Source organism: Labrys sp. ALF-8, from assembly GCF_059699065.1.
Map to the genome: position 1 here is coordinate 408,400 of NZ_AP048541.1, position 17,566 is coordinate 425,965.

Annotated in this window: 16 protein-coding genes; 8 read left to right on the plus strand and 8 right to left on the minus strand. The window is 62.1% G+C overall.

The features are described 5' to 3' along the window. Positions 1 to 124: 124 nt before the first annotated feature. Positions 125 to 1,753, minus strand: coding sequence for an FAD-dependent oxidoreductase (locus AC6H34_RS32830; protein ID WP_497541861.1), 1,629 nt, complete (start codon positions 1,751 to 1,753; stop codon positions 125 to 127). Positions 1,754 to 1,841: 88 nt separating this feature from the next. Continuing rightward, entirely contained in the window at positions 1,842 to 2,429 is a 588-nt protein-coding gene (locus AC6H34_RS32835) for a helix-turn-helix domain-containing protein (protein ID WP_497541862.1), read from the minus strand. A 274-nt stretch (positions 2,430 to 2,703) separates the two neighbouring features. Here AC6H34_RS32835 and AC6H34_RS32840 point away from each other — a divergent pair, with 274 nt between their 5' ends. From AC6H34_RS32840 to AC6H34_RS32870, 7 genes are all read left to right on the plus strand, one after another. Beyond that, positions 2,704 to 3,666 (plus strand): substrate-binding periplasmic protein, encoded by a 963-nt coding sequence (locus AC6H34_RS32840; protein WP_497541863.1) that lies wholly within the window; start codon positions 2,704 to 2,706, stop codon positions 3,664 to 3,666. An 8-nt stretch (positions 3,667 to 3,674) separates the two neighbouring features. Then, entirely contained in the window at positions 3,675 to 4,451 is a 777-nt protein-coding gene (locus tag AC6H34_RS32845; RefSeq protein WP_497541864.1) for an amino acid ABC transporter ATP-binding protein, read from the plus strand. Positions 4,452 to 4,460: 9 nt separating this feature from the next. Further along, positions 4,461 to 5,141 (plus strand): amino acid ABC transporter permease, encoded by a 681-nt coding sequence (locus AC6H34_RS32850; RefSeq protein WP_497541865.1) that lies wholly within the window; start codon positions 4,461 to 4,463, stop codon positions 5,139 to 5,141. A 1-nt stretch (position 5,142) separates the two neighbouring features. Continuing rightward, positions 5,143 to 5,787, plus strand: a complete 645-nt coding sequence (locus AC6H34_RS32855; RefSeq protein ID WP_497541866.1) for an amino acid ABC transporter permease — start codon at positions 5,143 to 5,145, stop codon at positions 5,785 to 5,787. A gap of 76 nt (positions 5,788 to 5,863) precedes the next feature. Beyond that, positions 5,864 to 6,238 (plus strand): RidA family protein, encoded by a 375-nt coding sequence (locus AC6H34_RS32860; protein ID WP_497541867.1) that lies wholly within the window; start codon positions 5,864 to 5,866, stop codon positions 6,236 to 6,238. 5 nt (positions 6,239 to 6,243) lie between these two features. Next, complete coding sequence (locus AC6H34_RS32865; RefSeq protein ID WP_497541868.1) at positions 6,244 to 7,500, plus strand: FAD-dependent oxidoreductase; 1,257 nt, start codon at positions 6,244 to 6,246, stop codon at positions 7,498 to 7,500. 78 nt (positions 7,501 to 7,578) lie between these two features. Continuing rightward, on the plus strand, positions 7,579 to 8,565 hold the full coding sequence (locus tag AC6H34_RS32870; protein ID WP_497541869.1) for a phosphotransferase enzyme family protein: 987 nt from the start codon (positions 7,579 to 7,581) through the stop codon (positions 8,563 to 8,565). 221 nt (positions 8,566 to 8,786) lie between these two features. Here AC6H34_RS32870 and AC6H34_RS32875 read toward each other — a convergent pair whose 3' ends face one another. The 3 genes from AC6H34_RS32875 to AC6H34_RS32885 form a co-directional block, all read right to left on the minus strand. Further along, entirely contained in the window at positions 8,787 to 9,302 is a 516-nt protein-coding gene (locus tag AC6H34_RS32875; protein WP_497541870.1) for a flavin reductase family protein, read from the minus strand. A gap of 256 nt (positions 9,303 to 9,558) precedes the next feature. Continuing rightward, positions 9,559 to 11,007 carry an APC family permease gene (locus AC6H34_RS32880; protein ID WP_497541871.1) on the minus strand — a complete coding sequence of 483 codons (1,449 nt, stop codon included), beginning with the start codon at positions 11,005 to 11,007 and terminating at the stop codon, positions 9,559 to 9,561. Between the two features lie 51 nt (positions 11,008 to 11,058). Beyond that, entirely contained in the window at positions 11,059 to 12,318 is a 1,260-nt protein-coding gene (locus AC6H34_RS32885; RefSeq protein ID WP_497541872.1) for an acyl-CoA dehydrogenase family protein, read from the minus strand. Positions 12,319 to 12,772: 454 nt separating this feature from the next. Here AC6H34_RS32885 and AC6H34_RS32890 point away from each other — a divergent pair, with 454 nt between their 5' ends. Further along, positions 12,773 to 13,474: a helix-turn-helix transcriptional regulator gene (locus AC6H34_RS32890; protein WP_497541873.1), complete on the plus strand. Its 702-nt coding sequence runs from the start codon at positions 12,773 to 12,775 to the stop codon at positions 13,472 to 13,474. Between the two features lie 252 nt (positions 13,475 to 13,726). Here AC6H34_RS32890 and AC6H34_RS32895 read toward each other — a convergent pair whose 3' ends face one another. The 3 genes from AC6H34_RS32895 to AC6H34_RS32905 form a co-directional block, all read right to left on the minus strand. Then, positions 13,727 to 16,096 (minus strand): penicillin acylase family protein, encoded by a 2,370-nt coding sequence (locus tag AC6H34_RS32895; protein ID WP_497541874.1) that lies wholly within the window; start codon positions 16,094 to 16,096, stop codon positions 13,727 to 13,729. A 33-nt stretch (positions 16,097 to 16,129) separates the two neighbouring features. Next, positions 16,130 to 17,011, minus strand: coding sequence for a polysaccharide deacetylase family protein (locus AC6H34_RS32900; protein ID WP_497541875.1), 882 nt, complete (start codon positions 17,009 to 17,011; stop codon positions 16,130 to 16,132). Positions 17,012 to 17,047: 36 nt separating this feature from the next. Next, positions 17,048 to 17,566 (minus strand): ABC transporter permease (locus tag AC6H34_RS32905; RefSeq protein ID WP_497541876.1); only part of this gene is annotated, 519 nt, incomplete at its 5' end.

Here is a 17,566-nt window from a genome sequence, read left to right on the forward strand (position 1 = left end):
AGATGACCGCACGGAATACCAATCTAGAGCGCTTTGTGTTTTGCCGGAATCGGCAGAATGCAAAGACGCGTCGAAGAACAAGGAGTTAGAGAAAAGCGGCGTTTCCACCTAAACGCGCTTTGCTCTAGTGGCGATTTGTCTGCATCATTGAATCGGCGCAGATATATCCCCAGGTCATGTTTGGCCCGATCGTTGTGCCGGAACCGACTGCGCGCGTCCCTATCGGATTGGCCATGGTCAACCCGGCGCAATAAAGGCCTGCTATTACGGAACCGTCCGGCCGCAATGCTTGTCCGAGGGCATTTGTGCGTGCGCCTCCCTTCGTTCCAAGGATCGACCGGTTGAAGGGAATGGCATAGTAGGGCTTCCTTTCGATCGGGCTCATCAACCCGCTCACCGCCGCGCGCTCTTTCTCCAGAGGGGTTTCCCCCCTGTGGAAATCCTCATCCATCCCTTTTCGTGCAAAGGTATTGAAGCGGGCAACGGTTTCCCTGAGGTTGCCTGCAGGAAGCCTGATCCGATCCGCGAGATCCTCGATCGTCTCGCCACGCGTTACCCAGCGCTTGTCATACCGGGCGAACCATCGGAGCAGCATTGATCCGCGGAAGAAGCGGGCGTCCGTAATCAGCCATACCGGCAAATGCCTCGGCTGCCCCCTCTCATCCCGGGCATCGAGTATCTCTCCAAGGTTGAAGCGGTATTCGCTTGTGAAGCGACGGCCGAGCCGGTCCACGAGAATGGCGTTCGGCACGGTGTGGAACTGGAGCGGGATGCCATGCAGCCTGCCCTCGTAACGGGTCGGGACCAGATAGGAGATGTTGGCCTGGTCCATGCGGTCGAGCTGGGCTCCGGCCATTTCGGCCATGCGCTGGCCGTCTCCCTCATTGCTGCGGGGGCTGCCGATGAAGTCGACCGGCCCGGGAAAGTGCCGGGCGAAAAGCTCGGCGTTCCATTCGAAACCACCGGTGGCGAGCAGCACGCCACGGCGAGCCTTCACCTGTTGCGTTTCTCCCTTCCGGTCGACGATGACCCCCGTCACGGATCCAACTTCGTCGGTGAGCAGCTTGACGGCCCGAGCGTCCGTCTCCAGCCGGCAGCCGGCGTCGATGCAGCCCTTCAGAAGGCCCGTCATCAGCGCATTGCCCTGGCCGCATGTGTCTGTGAGCCAGCGCCATATCAATGTCGGCGCCATGCGAAGGACGGTCGATATGAAACGGCGCTGAATATCGTGCGACAACTCCTGATAAGTGAAGATGTGCGGCAATGTCGAACGCCGGAGTTTGGAAGCATAGGGTCCCAGGATACGGCGGCTGAGGGGCCTCGGAGACAAGGTCCGTCCCCCCGTCTTCCCGCCGGCGTATTCGGCCAGGGGATCGGCTTCGTTGGTCAGCGCGAAGCGCAAGGGTGTGCTCGCCTCGACGAAATCCAGCATCTTCGGGGCGTTTTCCGCGAAAGCCTGCCACAAAGTGTCCTCCGTCCGTGACCAGCCTTCCGGGGCGGTCGCCCGGAGGTAGGAGAGGGTCTCCTCGGGACTGTCCTGGATTCCTGCCTCGATCATGTGGCGGTTGGCCGGAACCCAGGTGCCCGCCCCCGACATCGCGCTTGTTCCGCCGAGATAGGACGATTTTTCGAGAATAAGGACCGATGCTCCGCTCCTGGCAGCCTTGAGCGCTGCAGTCAGCGCGGCCGACCCCGAGCCGATGATCACGATATCGGCGACATCCTCGAATGCTTCTCCCTGATGTTCCGACATGCAAGCCATGCTCCCTTCCGCATCACGGAGCAGACTATTTGCGACATCCGTCTTCCGTCAATTGCATATACGGAAATAAGTTCCGTGATTATCGCGGCCGCGACACGATGGACAGGAAACGCGCCGGCCCGCCGCGGGAATAGGCGGCATGTGGAGTGTTCGCGTCGAAGTAGACGCTGTCTCCCTTTTCCAGCACGAGCGGAGCGTAGTGCTGCATGTGGAAGACGAGGGTTCCTTCCAGAACATAGATCAGTTCCTGGCCGGAATGCCCTTCCAGCAGGGGAGAGCCCTTTTCGAGGACCGCTTCTATGACGGTCGGCTCCATGTCCTTGGTGACGAGATCCGTCCCGAGCCATTCGTAGATGCCGCGGGCCGTGGCCTGCCGTATGCCTGCGTCAGCCCGTGTAACGGCGCGGCATCCTGGCGCAAAGGAGTTCTGGGCTTCCCCGACGATGTCGGACCAACGAACGCCGAGGGCGTCTCCGAGGCGCGCCAGAACTGCATAGGTTGGCGACATCTTGCCATTTTCGATGCGCGATATCGTGGAAGCGGCAACGCCCGAAAGTTTGGCGAGTTCCGTCAGCAGAAGCTTGCGCTCCTTGCGCAGCCGCAGGATCACCGGTCCCGGATCGCCATTGTTGCCGGTGCCGTCGCGCAGGGTATCGGGTCTGATCATAGCAAAGTCTTGGCTTCTGGCCATTGTGACATCCGGGGGTCGAGAAAGCGCTGGGCCTGGGCCCGGTGAGGGAAGGACATGCCAGACGCCTAAAAGTTTGGCAACAGTTGCATAATTTGCGTATATGCAAAAAGTGCTGGACACCCCCAATTCTACTGCTAACGTGAGCCCAACAAGAAAATCCGCGAGAGACTGCCGCGTCGCCGGACAGCCCGAGCGCGAGGCCGATCTCTTGACAGGATTGGAATGAGCCAAGCCATCCGGAGAAGCCATAATGATCGATGATCTGACATTCCGTAGCGTTTCGCGCCGTGGTGCTCTCAAGACCCTGGGGTGGGGCGCTGCCGCCCTGGCCGGCGTCACTGCCACGCTCGGTTCCCGCCCGGCCCTTGCAGCCGCGCCGGACATTCGCACCCTCGAAAAGGGCTACATAACGGCGGCCTGCACCGGCGAGATGCCCTTGACTGGCGAGCGGGACGGCAAACCGATCGGAACGGACATCGAAATGCTCTCGCTGATCGCCGATCGCCTTGGTCTCAAGGTCAAGGTGGTCCTCATGGGTTTTCCGGGCGTCATCGAGGCGGTGCAGTCGGGCCGCGCCGACTGGTTCGGCGGCAACTTCGCCTGGACGCCGGCCCGCTCGAAGATCCTCCAGCTCACGGATGCCGCTTTCTACACGGGCGCCTATGTCATCATGCGGGAGTCCGAACCGTACAAGGATCACGTGACGATCGAGGCCTTCAAGGGCCGCTCCATCGGTACCGGGACGGGTTTCTCCGTCGTGCCCAACATGAAGAAGGTGCCGGGCACGACAGAGGTCAAGCTCTATGACAACACCGATTCCTGCCTGCGCGACGTTACCGCCGGACGGCTGGATTTCGCTGTCCTGGACGCGCCCATCATCGACTACATCATTCAGCAGAATCCTGGTTTCAAGCTTAAGCAGCTGCCGATCGCAGCCGATCCGGATTTTCCCACGCTGACCGGCAAGTTCGGCGCGATCTGGGGCATGGACCCGAAGAATTACGACCTCTTCGATGCCGTCAACCAGGGGCTGGCCTGGTTGCACCGATCGGGCGAGGTCGCCAAGATCCTGACCAAGTACGGCATCACCAACCCCGACTACCTCGTCGCCATGAGCCCCAACCCGCGCATCGGCGTCGACCGGGACGACGCAGGCAAGCCGATAGGCACCTTCGGGCACGCGGCGCGCGACTTCAGCAGCTACTTCGCCTGATCGTCCCGATGAAACAGGCCGAGCCGCTGGTCCGGATCGCGGACCTGACGAAGTCCTTCGGAAGGCATGTCGTGCTCAAGGGCATCAATCTGGAGGTGAGAGCCGGCGAGAAGCTCTCCCTGATCGGGCCAAGCGGTTCGGGCAAGACGACGCTGCTGCGTTGCGTCAACCATCTCGAGCAGCCGACGAGCGGTCACGTCTATATCGACGGACAGCCCATCGGCGCCAAGCAGCGCGGCGACATGTTCGTTCCCATGTCGAATACGGAACTCGCCCGCATGCGGGCGAGCATCGGCATGGTCTTCCAGCGCTTCAATCTGTTTCCGCATCTGAGTGCGATCGAGAATGTGATGATCGGTCCGATAAAGGTCCTGAAACGTTCGCGCTCCGAAGCGCGTGAGGTGGCGATGGAACTGCTGGCCAAGGTTGGCATCGCCGGCAAGGCGGATAGCTATCCCGACAGTCTCTCCGGAGGTCAGCAGCAGCGCGTCGCCATTGCCCGTGCCCTGGCCATGCATCCCAAGCTGATGCTTTTCGACGAAGCCACTTCGGCCCTCGATCCCGAGTTGGTGGGCGAAGTGCTCAATGTCATGCGCCAATTGGCGGCCGAAGGCATGACGATGATCATCGTCACCCATGAAATGCGTTTTGCCGAGTCCGTCTCCGACCGAGTCGTCTTCATGGCAGAGGGGGAGATCGTGGAGGAGGGGGCCTCGCGGCAGGTCTTCCGAGCGCCGCAAATGGAACGTACCCGGGCCTTCCTGCGTGCAGTCGAAGACCATTGAGGACCTGGCATGATCGATCTGTCCTCATTCCAGCGTGTTGCAGGCCTCTTTCCGGATATCCTTCAGATGCTGCTTTTAGGGGCGGCGACGACCCTGATGCTCACGGCGACATCCTTCGGAGTCGCGACGGTCCTGGGCTTCTTCCTGGCCCTGATGCGGCGTTCTTCCCTTCCTCTCCTGTCGTGGCCGGCACGCTTCTATCTCGAACTGTTCCGGAACGTGCCGATCCTGACACAGCTGTTCATCCTCTACTTCGGTCTGGCCCGGCTCGGCATCACCCTGCCGGCGACAATGGCCGCCATTCTCGGTTTCGGGCTGAACGGGGCGGCGATCATGTCGGAGGTCTTTCGCGCCAGCATCGAAGCGATCAATCGCGGGCAGAGCGAGGCAGCTCTCGCCATCGGAATGACGCCGATGCAGGCCATGCGCTCCATCATATTGCCGCAGGCCTTTCCGATCGCCCTTCCCCCGACGGGCAACTTCGCCATCGGCCTTCTGAAGGACACCTCGCTCGCTTCGGCGGCCGCCGTGCCCGAACTGGCCTTCCGCGCGAAGATGCTGGTTGCCGAAACCTACCTGACCACACAGATCTATGTGACGGTAGCCCTGATCTATCTGCTTCTGAGCCTGCCGATCGCCTATTTCGTCGCGTGGACCGAGCGTCGCCTGCTACGAGCGAAGGCGGCCTGACATGGACTTGCTCGAGCTGTGGCAGGAGATCCGTTCGGAGCTGATGGAAGCCGCACTGGCGAGCCTCAAGCTCGCGCTCGGCGCGCTCGCCCTCGGGCTTGTCCTCGGCCTCCTTCTTGCACTCATCCGCCTGCGCGCCAGGGACAGCTGGCTCCGGCGCGCTGCCGGGGTCTACATCGAGATCTTTCGCGGCACCCCCGCGCTCATGCAGCTCTTCATCATCTATTTCGGCCTTGCTGCCATCGGCATCACTTTCACTTCGCTCCACGCAGCCATCATCGGCCTGGGCCTGAACGCGGCCGCCTATTTGTCGGAAATCTTCCGTGCAGGCATCGAAGCGGTGCCCAGGGGGCAAAGCGAAGCAGCTCAGGCAATCGGCATGAACCGCACGCAGGTGATGGTCTGGATCGTGCTGCCGCAGGCCGCCCGGATCGTATTGGCACCGATCGGCAACGTGGCGATTTCCCTGCTCAAGGATACATCCGTCGCCTCCCTGATCGCTGCGCCGGACCTGATGTTGCGTGCCCAGGATCTCAGCTCCCAATATTTCCAGCCGCTGGAAATCTACCTGATCGTCGGTGCCATGTACTTCGCCATCTGCTTTCCGCTGTCCTGTCTCATTCGCGCTATCGAGCGGAGATCCTGAGGGGGCAGCGTCAGCTTCTTTCATCCCTTTCCCACCCCGCCGGCCTTCGGCCGGTCCAATCCTGGAGAATGCTGCCATGCGCAAGAACGTCAAAACCCCACTGCCGGACGGATCGGCACCGGTCGAATGGGCCAGCATGGGTGGAAACACTCTCTATACGGCGAGCATTCCGGTGCGGTCCGATGGCTCCATCGACGATGGCGGCATCGAGTCCCAGACCAGGCTCACCATGGACAATTTCAAAGGCATCGTCGAAGCCGCGGGCGGCACGATGGACGATGTCACGCAGGTACAGGTATTCCTCACCAGCAAGGAGTATTTCACCGGCATGAACGAGGTCTACAGGACCTATTTCAGCCAACCCTTTCCGAACCGCGCAACGGTCATCGCCGACCTGATGGTGCCTGGCGCCAAGATCGAGATCGTCGGCTACGCTCACATCGAGAAGTGACCGCAATGGCGCGGACGATCGTGATCGGGGCCGGGGTCATCGGCACAACCACTGCGCTCTACCTCGCCCGTGAGGGCGAGGAGGTTACGGTGCTGGACAGCCAGCCCGAGCCCGGCATCGAGACGAGCTATGCCAATGGTGGTCTCCTTGCCGCCAACAGCACGCTGCCGTGGTCGTCCCCCGGGACTCCACGGCTTCTCCTCAAATGGCTGGGACGCGAGGACGTGCCGCTGACATTACGGCCTCGGGCCCTTCCCGGCCTCGGGCTGTGGGGTCTGCGCTTCCTCGCCAATTGCCGGCGCGGGAAATACCGGCAGACTTCGGCGACGTTGACCCGGCTCGGCCAGAAAAGTCTGGAAGAGATGAACGCCCTTCTCGACGGCAACCTCGTCGATGCCAAGATCTGGCGAGGTGGCCATCTCGAGATATTCCGCGGCCCCAAGGCGGCCGACGAGGCCACGCACGCCATGGCCTTCCTGCAGGGCTTGGGAGCCGAAATCGAACGCCTCGACGCCACCGCCAGCGTCGCGCTCGAACCGACGCTGGAGCCAATCCGGCATCAGATCGGCGCCGCCCTGCTCCTCAAGAAGGATGCTTGGGGAGATGCCCGCGCTTTTTCCGCTGCGGCTGCCGCCGGCGCAGCGCGGCTTGGAGCAACCTTTCGGTATGGCCTGGGGGTTGAACGTCTCGAAGTCGAGGCCGGCAAGTTTCGGGCGGTCCATGCTGGTGGCCAGCGGCTTGCGGCGGATCGCGTGGTCATCTGTGCGGGCCCCTATTCCGCCAGACTCCTGCGGCCGCTGGGCATCCGGCTGCCGATTTCGCCGGTGAAGGGCTACTCCATGACGCTGATGAAGGAGGATATCGGCTTCCTGCCGCAGGTTCCCGTCCTTGACGAGTTCGAGCGTATCGCCGCCACGCCGCTCGGCGACCGGCTGCGTGTTGCCGGGACCGTGGAATTCGACGGGTTCAACCGTACGATACAGCCAGGCCGCGTCGCCAACCTGAAGAAGGCTCTTGCAACGCTCTATCCGGGACTGACCCTGCCTCGCGAGATCAATGCGTGGTGCGGCCTGCGTCCAATGTCGGCGGACGGCCTGCCCTTCATCGATGCGGGAGGCATCGATGGTCTCTATCTCAACACAGGGCACGGTGCCGTCGGATGGACGCTGGCCTGCGGCTCGGCCGAGCTGATTGCCGGCATCGTCACCGGCCGGACACGGCCCGGATCCTCGCCATTTCGCCTCGACCGTCGGATTTGGTGACGGCAATGGAAGTCTTGCCTGGAGCGTTCGACAATCCCACGATACGTCTGGGCATCCAAGCCGGAAAGGGCCATCCCCATGGTCTATGACCAGTCATTCCTCGACGCCTTAACCAAAGGGCTGCGTGCCAGCCTGCCTGTCTGGGGCATGCCGCCGGATGCGAGACTCTCGCTCCTGACCATTTCGGAGAACGCCACCTACAAGGCCGAGGATGACAGCGGGCGAAGCATGATCATCCGGGTACACAGGCCCGGCTATCACACGGATGCCGAGATCCTCTCCGAACTCGCATGGATCGAAGCCTTGCGGCGAGACGGCGTGGTCGTCACGCCGAGCCCCCTGGCGAAGAGCGATGGCTCGCTTCTAACCCTGTTTTCGGATGGGCGGACGATGCGCCGGGCCGTAGCCTTCGAAATGATGTCCGGAAGGGAGCCCGACGCCTCCTCCGACCTCGTGGCATGGTATCGGCGTCTGGGCGAAATCAATGCCAGACTTCACGGGCACGCCCGTGGATGGACGCGTCCGAGCAACTTCGTCCGCAAGATCTGGAACTTCGATACGATCATCGGTCCGAATGCCCACTGGGGCGACTGGCGTGCAGCGCCGGGACTCGATGCAGCCGGTCTCGCCATCCTCGAGCGCGTCCATGCGCTGTTGGAAAGACAGGTCCATGCATACGGCGAGAGCGATGACCGTTTCGGCCTCGTTCACTGCGACATGCGTGCTGCCAATCTCCTGGTCGAGGGCAACAGGCTCGGCGTCATCGATTTCGACGACTGCGGCATAAGCTGGTTCGGATACGACTTTGCCGCAGCGGCCAGTTTCATGGAGCAGGAGCCATTCATCCAGGCTCTCATGGCGGCCTGGCTCGACGGATATGCGCGCGTCGCCGATTTCAGCGACGAACATCGACAGATGCTGCCGATCTTCATCATGCTGCGGCGAATGCAGCTCACGGCCTGGATCGCCTCTCACTCGGAAACGCCGACGGCGCAGGCGCTCGGACCGGCCTATACGCAAGGCACCATCGAGCTTTCCGAACGGCATCTCTCCACCTACGGGTAAAAGTCATGGTCTCTACCCGGCAGATTCTGGCCCTCAACCGCGATGAAGCCGGTCGATCTCCCGATCCCGGCCCGGAGATCCGGGAGCGCAATTGATCGGGCAAAGAACATGCCTGCGAAGTAGACTGGCTCACCCTGTCGGGTGCCATCGCCGTCTTCCGAGCGGCGACTTCTCTCCGCATCTACGGTCGTCGACAGGCCTGTCCTGGCGCAAGATCGAATTCAGCTGCGCGCCGACGGCTCAACCACCGGCGACAAATGGTGGAAGCCGCCGGACATCCAGCCAAGCGGTCGGAATCCTTCGGCGGATAGGACGTCGATGACATTGCCCACAAAGATCTCGTGCGTACCGGAAATCAGGCTTGCGCTTACATGGCAGAACACGCTGGTCACTCCTTCCAGATAGTCCAGGCCGTGCCGCTCCCGCCAGCCGCTGTGCGAGAAGCGCTCGCCGCGCCTTTCCGCGGATGAGAACAGCGGCACCAAACCGCGATATTCCAGGCTGAGCATATTGATGCAGAACCTGCCGGAGCTCTTTATGGTCCGGTGGGAAGTGGCAGCGCGGTTTATCGCCACGAGCATGGCCGGCGGCTCCATCGAAACCGAGGTCACCGACGAAGCGGCCATTCCGGTGGCAGTCCCTGTCGTGGGATCACGACTGGTAACCAATGCAACGCCCGAGGGTAATTGGCGCAATGCGAGCTTCAGCTTCGAAGCAAGATCAAGAGCATCGGGCATATCGGTTTTCTTTCGAAACTCGGACATCGTATCAAACGGATAAGATCGACGGACAGGGACCGCCCGTTTGGGAGCGAGGGCCGATCTATGTTGCCCGGTAAGGAACGGCGAAACCCGCTGAATAGTCTGGACGATTTTTGCATCACACCGGATGCTTCCAAACGGAGGCTCCCGCATATATCGGGATCCCGGCCGCCAGGGCTCATCGCCGGCGGCTGACGTCACCGGCGATGGCTGCATTGATCCGTTGTCATGCTTATGGCGTTGGAAAGTCGTCCCGCGCACTCGTGCCAAGGGTCTTCAGGATCGGCGACTTCCGCACTTTGAGCAGGACAAGGTGCAGGAAAGCGAGAACGAGGCTTGCGTAGAAGATCGCCAGGATCACGCCCCCGGGAGAAGGGGGGAGCGGGACACTGCTGGTGAAGAAAAACCAGAGGAATGCCGCCGTGACGGCAAGTCCCATGGCACCTAGAGGGAGGCTGAGCTTGCCGATCTGGCGCAGATAGATCAGCATCGCGACGGCCGACAAGAGGTAAGTCGCTCCCACCCAGTAGCCCGACAGCGCGCCGATGAAACCATACGTGTCCATTGTTGCCAGGCCTGTCAGGGCAAAGACCGTGAGCATCACCATATCAAGTCCGGCCACGACCTTGATCGCGGGTGTGGGCGTCAGATGTTTTCGCGACACCTCGCCAAGAAAGGTTGGCGCTGCCTTCTCGCGACTGAGCGTCATCAGCAAGCGCGAGGCGAAATTCAGGTTCGCTATGGTGACACCAAACAATGCGATGATGACACCGGGCATGACGAACAGGCTCAGGCCCTCGATTCCATAGGCCACGGCAATATCGTGCAAGGGGTTTTCGGCTTTGGCGAAGTCGAGCCCCGCATTGCGGAAACCGATGGTGAAGACATAAGTGAATACCGCGAACATGAGCCCGCAGATCATCACGGAGGAAATCAGTGCCCGGCCGGTCTGTTTTAGCGGGTTCTTGGCCTCGGCTCCCAGGAAGAGCGCGGATTCGAAGGCAGCAAATGCGAGCAGCGTGAAGGCCACTCCCTGCGCGATCGACGATATCGAGACCCCATCCAGCGTCAGTTGCGCGGGGTCGACAAGGCTGTTCGCATTCCGCCAGGCCACGATGACCATGATCAGCGTCATCGCTACAAGCGACAGAACTTCCACGACAAACATCACCACGGCGGATCCGGCGACATCGCGCATCGTCAGCCATGCGGCGGCCAATACGCAGAGCACGGACGCCAGCCAGATGCCCCCGGTACCGATGTTCCAGCCGAACGCATGCAGATAGTCGGAGAGGAAAAGTCCGAAGGAAAGTGGCAGGATGGGTGCCGATCCCAGTGAGAACAAGACTGCAGCCCAGGCCGTCAGGACGCCGCAGACGGGGCCGGCCTTGGAGACGAGTGCATAAAGACCGCCGCTGGATGCGAAGCGGCCGGCAAACTGCGAGATGCAGAGCGCCACCAGCACAAGCACCGTGGAGCTGATCAGCCAGACGAGCCACGAACCATTGCCACTGGTCGAAACGACAAGGCCCAGAATCAGTGCGATGGCGACCGATGGTCCTATTCCCGCGACCGACTGCGCCAGCAGCCCGATGAAGCCCACGGACCCGCTGCGCAATTCGAGGTTGGCCGAGGTACTAGCCGCCTCGGTATCTGGATCGTCCTTGATGAATACAGTCATGCTTACCCCTCGTGGTCATGTTTGTATTTGTTCTTGCTGCTGGAGACGGCGTCAGACTTCGCCGTTTTCGGCCAGGTAGGCAGCACCCAGCTTCTCGGCGAAGATATCGAGATAGGCCCCCTCGGAATGGCACCGATAGACGGCCAGATCGCGGCTGTAGCGTTCCATGCGGGTGCCCTGGCGAGCCGCGTTTCCCGATCCGCTCATATGGATCATGTGCTCTGCGCCCTCGAAGGCCAGTCGCGCCGCCTGCCCCATCTGGGAATAGAGCGCGAGATCCTCCCAATTCGAGAAGGCACCTTCGCCGTCAGCCTGGCGCTGGCATATGCGCGCGATCTCTCGAGCTCCCCCCAGCACCGCCTGCCGCGCCGCGATGGCCTTGGCGATGCCGAGCCCCAGGACACGCTGATATTCGTGATGCTGGGCACGTTCGATCGCGGGAAATGGCCAATGCGCCTTGGAGCCCGTTATGCAGCGGCGGTACTCATCGGTCACCGCCATGGCGACGCCGGTGACGATCGAGCCAATTTCGCCGTGGAAGAAGCCCAGCGGCCGTCCGCCATACATGGGGTTGCCGTGGAGCAAACTGCCCGGGGTCGCCACGGTAGTGTCCGCTTCCCATAGATGCAGATCGGCGGCATAGCGATGGGGAACGAAGGCGTTCTTGATTTCTATGCTGTGCGAGCCGGTTCCGCGCATGCCCAGCACTCCGCTCCATGTCTCCTTCAGCGCCCACTGCGCCCGAGGAACGATGAGGAGCAACTGGTCCTTGGCCTCATTGGGATTGCCATCCCTGTCAGTCAGGATCGCGTGTGGCAGAAAATGCGTCGAATGGGGTGCCCCGGAACAGTAATGCCAGGTGCCGTCGACGATATATCCGCCCTCCACCGGTCGTGCCGTGCCGCCCGGTACGTCTCGCGAGGCGGCAACGAAATGGGCGCCGGCAAAGATTTCGTCCTGCGCTTCCTTCCGGAAATAGGAAGCGGCTTGCAGCACGTGCGATGCGCCGAGGCAAAACCCCCAGCCGGTCGACGGGCAGCCGCGAGCCAGCTCCATGACGACGCGATAGAAGGTCTCGATACTGAACTCGAAGCCCCCATACATCCTGGGTTGGAGAATGCGGTACAGCCCGGCCTCCCTAAACATCGCATGAGTCTGTTCGGAGTAATGACCACGCTCTTCGGTCGCCTGCTGTTCCGCGAGCAGATGTTCGCGCATCGCTGCAGCGCATGCGACGAGTTCATCAGGCGTCGTGCGGTCGTTCAGGGGCTTTGCCAGCGAGGCGCCGACCGGGGAATTGACTATGTTCACGTTATGCTCTCCTTGCTCCAGGGCCCGCGACGGGACGGGGGCCCCAAGCCGTGCCTAACTTTGATGCCGAGATTAAAAGATCGGCAATCGTACTTCCGGCTGAGCCGCGCCTCGCGGAATGCCGCCTCCGATTCCCCGAATGGACGCGCCAGCACGCTGGATTGGCCATTCCGGGACGTTCTCCCGATCTGGCTAGCCCTCCCAGGGTCTGGTCAGGTCAGGCGTCGATGGTTCCTACGTGGCTGGAAGGGGACCGCCGGCCGCCACATCTGAGCATGCAAGCACGGACAAAAGCCGCGATGGCGAGAACCGACCGATGGGGAGGCGGCTCGCTCCAGCCGTTGGCGCAGATTTTGCTTTCCGAGGGGGCGGCCTGTCGTCGGCAACAGAAAAACGACGACGCAGATCATCGGTGACGCCGCCTCTCAGCATCCGTTTCGGAAAGGAGCTCGCCTTGCCTGGAGATGATGCCTTCGACGCCCTTCTGACGGTGGCGCAATGTGCACTCAGCGGAAGGGCATCGATCCTCTACTGGATCGACGAGGATCTCACGGTGATCGAGATGCGGCACTCGAGCTTTCCGATGGCCTTGTCGCAGCGCTATCACGCGGGACTGACCCGGAATGACCCACTGAATTCGGAAAGACTCTGCCGATTGGGCCGGCGTTTCGCTGTGTTGACGCACGAATGTGCCGGTACTCCCCAGACCACCACCGCCCCTTATCTGGATCTGCTGTCGGATTACGGGTTTGGCGATGCGGTGGACATGATCCTGTGGCATGGCGACGTGCCTTTGCTGGGCGTCGGCGTGCTGCGCTCGGCGGGCGAGCCGGCGTTCGACGCCGGAGCGATCCCCGTCGCCCAGGCGTTGCAGCGTCATCTCGAATGTAACTTGCCGCATAGCCCGCAACTGCGGCGAAGAGTGGCGAGACGGTTGATGACACACTGCTTCGGCCTCACCGACCGAGAGCATGACGTCGTCGAAATGATAGCAGATGGCGCGACCAATCAGGATATCTCCGATAGCCTCAGGATCAGGCTTCCCACGGTGAAGACCCATGTGAAGAATACCTTCGACAAGCTCGGGGTCGACACCCGCACCGCCCTCGTTTCGCTCTATCTGCAGCCTGAACTCTGGCGCCGTTCAAGGGTTTAGAGGCGAGAACCGATCCAGCCCCGGTGTTTGGACGCCTGTGACAGGATCATTCGGGCCGCGAGAGCCTATGACGTCGTGCCCGGCGCCTTCGCCACCTCGACGCACGATGCCGAGGCGCAGGACTCTCTCTCGGCAGGCAGATGCCGCATGCCGATCGCTATGCCCGGGCAGATGCAGCCAACGAGCGGAAAGCACTTTTGATGACGTGAAGAACTCACGCCTCAAGGATCAATTGACCGCTGATCACGGCAATCAAGCTGGTTTGCCCTCGCGCGGTGGGGCCGGTTTCGCGAGCAGGCGGCGCTCTGCCGCCGCCTCGACGCCGGCACGGGTGTACAGGAGCGGAACATAGGAGCCTTCGGCCCATTTTGGTGCCAGATCTCCATAATGCGGCGAGTGGGGATCGCCCGACTGGCCGGGAGCGTTGATGCACACGCTGTCATCCCAGCTTCCTACGTCGACGACGATCCGAACCGATGCGCCGAGCGTCACCCGGAAGTCGCTGGTGCGGTACATCGCGTTCATCGGCGTGGAGTCGCTACCACCTTTCTCGAAGGGGCCGACATCGAGGACGCATTCGGTCTCAGCTCGAGCGGTTGCCGTGATGGCATGAGCAAAATAGCCCTTGTGCAGGCTGCCCCACCGCCAATCAGCCGGGTCCTCGCCCATGAGACGAACGCATTCCTTCCAAGCTTCGGCAAGCGTTCCGGCCATCAGGTCGTCACGTCCCCGGAGCGGATCCGGACCGAAGCGCGCATCGGGCCTTTCCAGCATCGCAAGCGTCGTTTCGACATCGCCGGGCAAGAGGAGATCCCGGATGGCTGCATCAGCAACGGCGAGGGCCAGCAGCCCCTTCCGCAGATGCTTGCTCCACCACACTTCGAAGAGAGCCCCAGCCGCACTCTCGATGGCGAGACGGAAGTCCCATCTGTAAAACAGAGCCTTTACCGCAGGCACCGAGCCTTTGTCCGCAAGCCCCGCGACGAGCGCTGCCAGCCGGCGCGCCGGTAGGGACAGGACGTCTGTCTGTAAAGCGCAGGAATCAGCGACGCTGTGAAGACCGCCGGCTGCGAAGACCTCGGTGATGCGGTTCATGCGCGAACGCTCGATCCATTCATAGCCGATCTGCTTGGTCTCATGTGACCAGTCCGATGGCAGGTTCGGCTCGTTGGCGGTAGCGAAATAACCGGCATCGGGATTGAAGACCACCGGCCATTCGTCGGCGTCGAAGAAGCCCTGCCATTCGTAGCGGCCGTCGCCGGGCACCGGCAACAGGCCGTCCCAGTTCGGCCGCACCGGACTAAAGCCCGCCGGCAGCCAGGCAATATTGCCGCCGGTATCGGCGTAGACCTGATTGGTGGCCGGCACGCCCCAGCGCTTCATGGCGGTACGGAATTCCTCGAAATTGCTGGCCCGCATCGAGGCAATGCTGGCGAAGTAGGGCGCGGTGCCGGGCTCGAACCAGACGGAACGCACGGCATAGGCTCGGCGTCGGAGGTGATCCTCGTAGATCACTGGTCCATGCCGGGTGAATTTGAGCTTGTGCGATTGCGTATCCGCGCCCTTGACCTCGGAAGTTTCCTCGAGGACGCGCATCGCCTCCCAGCCATCGGCATAGCGATAGCGATCCGGGTCGCCCGGTGCGGTCTCGTAGACATAGACATCCTCCTGGTCCGGCCCGAAAAACAAGGTCAGGCCGAAGGCGATCGTGCCGTTGTGACCGATGCTGATGCCCGGCAGGCAGGGCTCTCCCGCGCCAATCACGTCCAGCCCCGGCGCAGTGAGATGGACCAGGTAACGCAGCGACGGCACGGCGTGCGTGCGATGAGGGTCATTGGCCATGATGGGGCGGCCGCTGCTTGTACGGTTGCCATGTACCACCCAGTTGTTCGAACCCTGAGCAGCGGCATCGCGCACGACTTCCCCGGATGCAGCCACCTTGGACCAAGCCGAGGCATCCGACAGCGATGCGGAAAGCCGCGCGTCCTCGAAGGTCACCGCGGCCATGGCCAGCTTGAACACGTCCAGCACCGCCAATGGTATCTCCGCCAGGTCAATGCCCTCGGCCCGGTGCGGCATCTTCGGCGGGTCGAGATACTGGCGCAGGAGATCCGTTTCGTCATCGGTGGCGCCGATCACATTGGCGCGGAGAATCTCGGACAAGGCGTTCCGCATCATGCCGTGGCTGCGCACGCGCACCACGTCCTCGGCCCGCCATCTGGCGGGCTTCGTGCCCATCAGCGTGAATTCGATGGGCAGGGCGGCGGGATCGTCCTCCAGCCCCTCAATGCAGGCGTTGATGCCGGCGACGAAAGCGCTGCAGATGTCCTGCGCGTCCTCGCTATAGGCGGCCCATTCGGCGGCCATGTCGCCGCGATAGAGGAAAAGGCGGGCGGCACGGTCCTGGGCGAGGTAGCCTGGGCCGAAATCGGCGGCGAGCAGGCCGAGCCCGCGCTTGCGCCACAGATCGATCTGCCAGAGCCGGTCTCGGGCCGCGTTGTAGCCCTGCAGGAAGAAAAGGTCCGTCTGGGTTTCGGCCCTGAGATGGGGAATGCCCCATCGGTCGATCGTGATCTCCGCCGGGGCGGACAGTCCCGGCACGTTGATCTCTTCCACCCGCATTCACGCCTCCCGAAAATCCAGCTTGCCCCTTGCCTACCGCCAGGCGTTGGACGCCTCGACCGGCAGCGAGGGCGTCTTGCCCACCCGCCATTTGCGCGCATAGTCGGCCATGGTGGTGAAGGTCACGCCGGGCTTGTCCTTCACGTGCTCGATGAACTGCTCGAGGATCAGCATGCGGTGGGCGCGGCCGATCACCTGGGGATGCATGGTGGCGCTGAACAGGCCCGTGCCGATGCGGTCATACAGGTAATTGAACTCGTCCTTCCACATCTGCAGGAAGTCGCGGGGGGTCAGGATGCCCTGGTTGATGCCGTTCTTGCCGACGACATATTCGAATTGCGGGAAATCATCGAGGTGCCAGGCCACCGGCAATTCTACCAGATTGACCGGCGTGCCGAACTTGTAGGGATCGTCCATGGTGAACTCGTCACCGAGACGGCACCAATAGGGTTCGAAATCGGTTGCCATCATGCTGCTCTCATATTCGAAGCCGTATTCCAGCAGCAGGGGAATGCTTTGGGGGCTGTTGTCCCAGGCCGGTGAGCGGTAGCCGACCGGCCTGACGCCGGCGACATCCTTCAAGGCCTTGAAGCCCTTCTCCAGGATCCAGCGCTCGCGCTCGGGCGATACGGTCACCGGATTTTCATGAATCCAGCCATGATGGCCGATTTCATGGCCTGCGGCGGCGATATCCTGCACCGTGCTGGGATAGGCGTAGGCCGTGTGGCCGGGGATATAGAAAGTGGCGGGGATCTCGTAGTGCTCCAGTGTCGCCAGGATGCGCCTTATGCCGACGGAGCAGAATTCGCCACGCGACAGCATGCTCGGCGACGTGGCTCCGAATGTGCCGATCCACAGCGACACGCCATCATAGTCAAAGGTGAGCGCAACGCCGACATCCTTGGTCTGGCTCATGATTATTCTCCGTTGGGCAGATGGGAAAACCGGCGGTCAGCTGCGTATCCGCCTGGCATAGATGTCGAGAGCCACGGCACCGATCACGATGATGCCCTTGGCCACCAGCTGGTAGTTGTTGTTGATGGCGAGGCTGTCGAAGACGTTGGTCAGGGTGGCAATGATCAGCAGTCCGATCGCGGTACGCCACATCGCGCCTTCCCCGCCAAGCAGCGAGGTGCCCCCGATCACCACGATGGCGATGGAATCGAGTGCGATGCTGCCGCCCATGTCGGCCTGGCCGACGCCGAGCCGCGAGGCCAGGATCATGCCGCCGATGCCTGAGCAGATCGCCGTCATCACATAGGTACTGCCACGCAGCAGGTCGACCGGAATGCCGGAAAGCCGCGCCGCTTCGGTATTGCCGCCGGTAGCATAGATGGCACGGCCATAGACGCTGCGGGCCAGCACGAAGGCGCCCAGCAGAAAGACCGCGATCAGTATGTAGATCGAGATCGGCCAGCCGAACCAGGATTCGGTGCCCAGATATTGAAAGTTGAAGTCGTTGGGCACCTG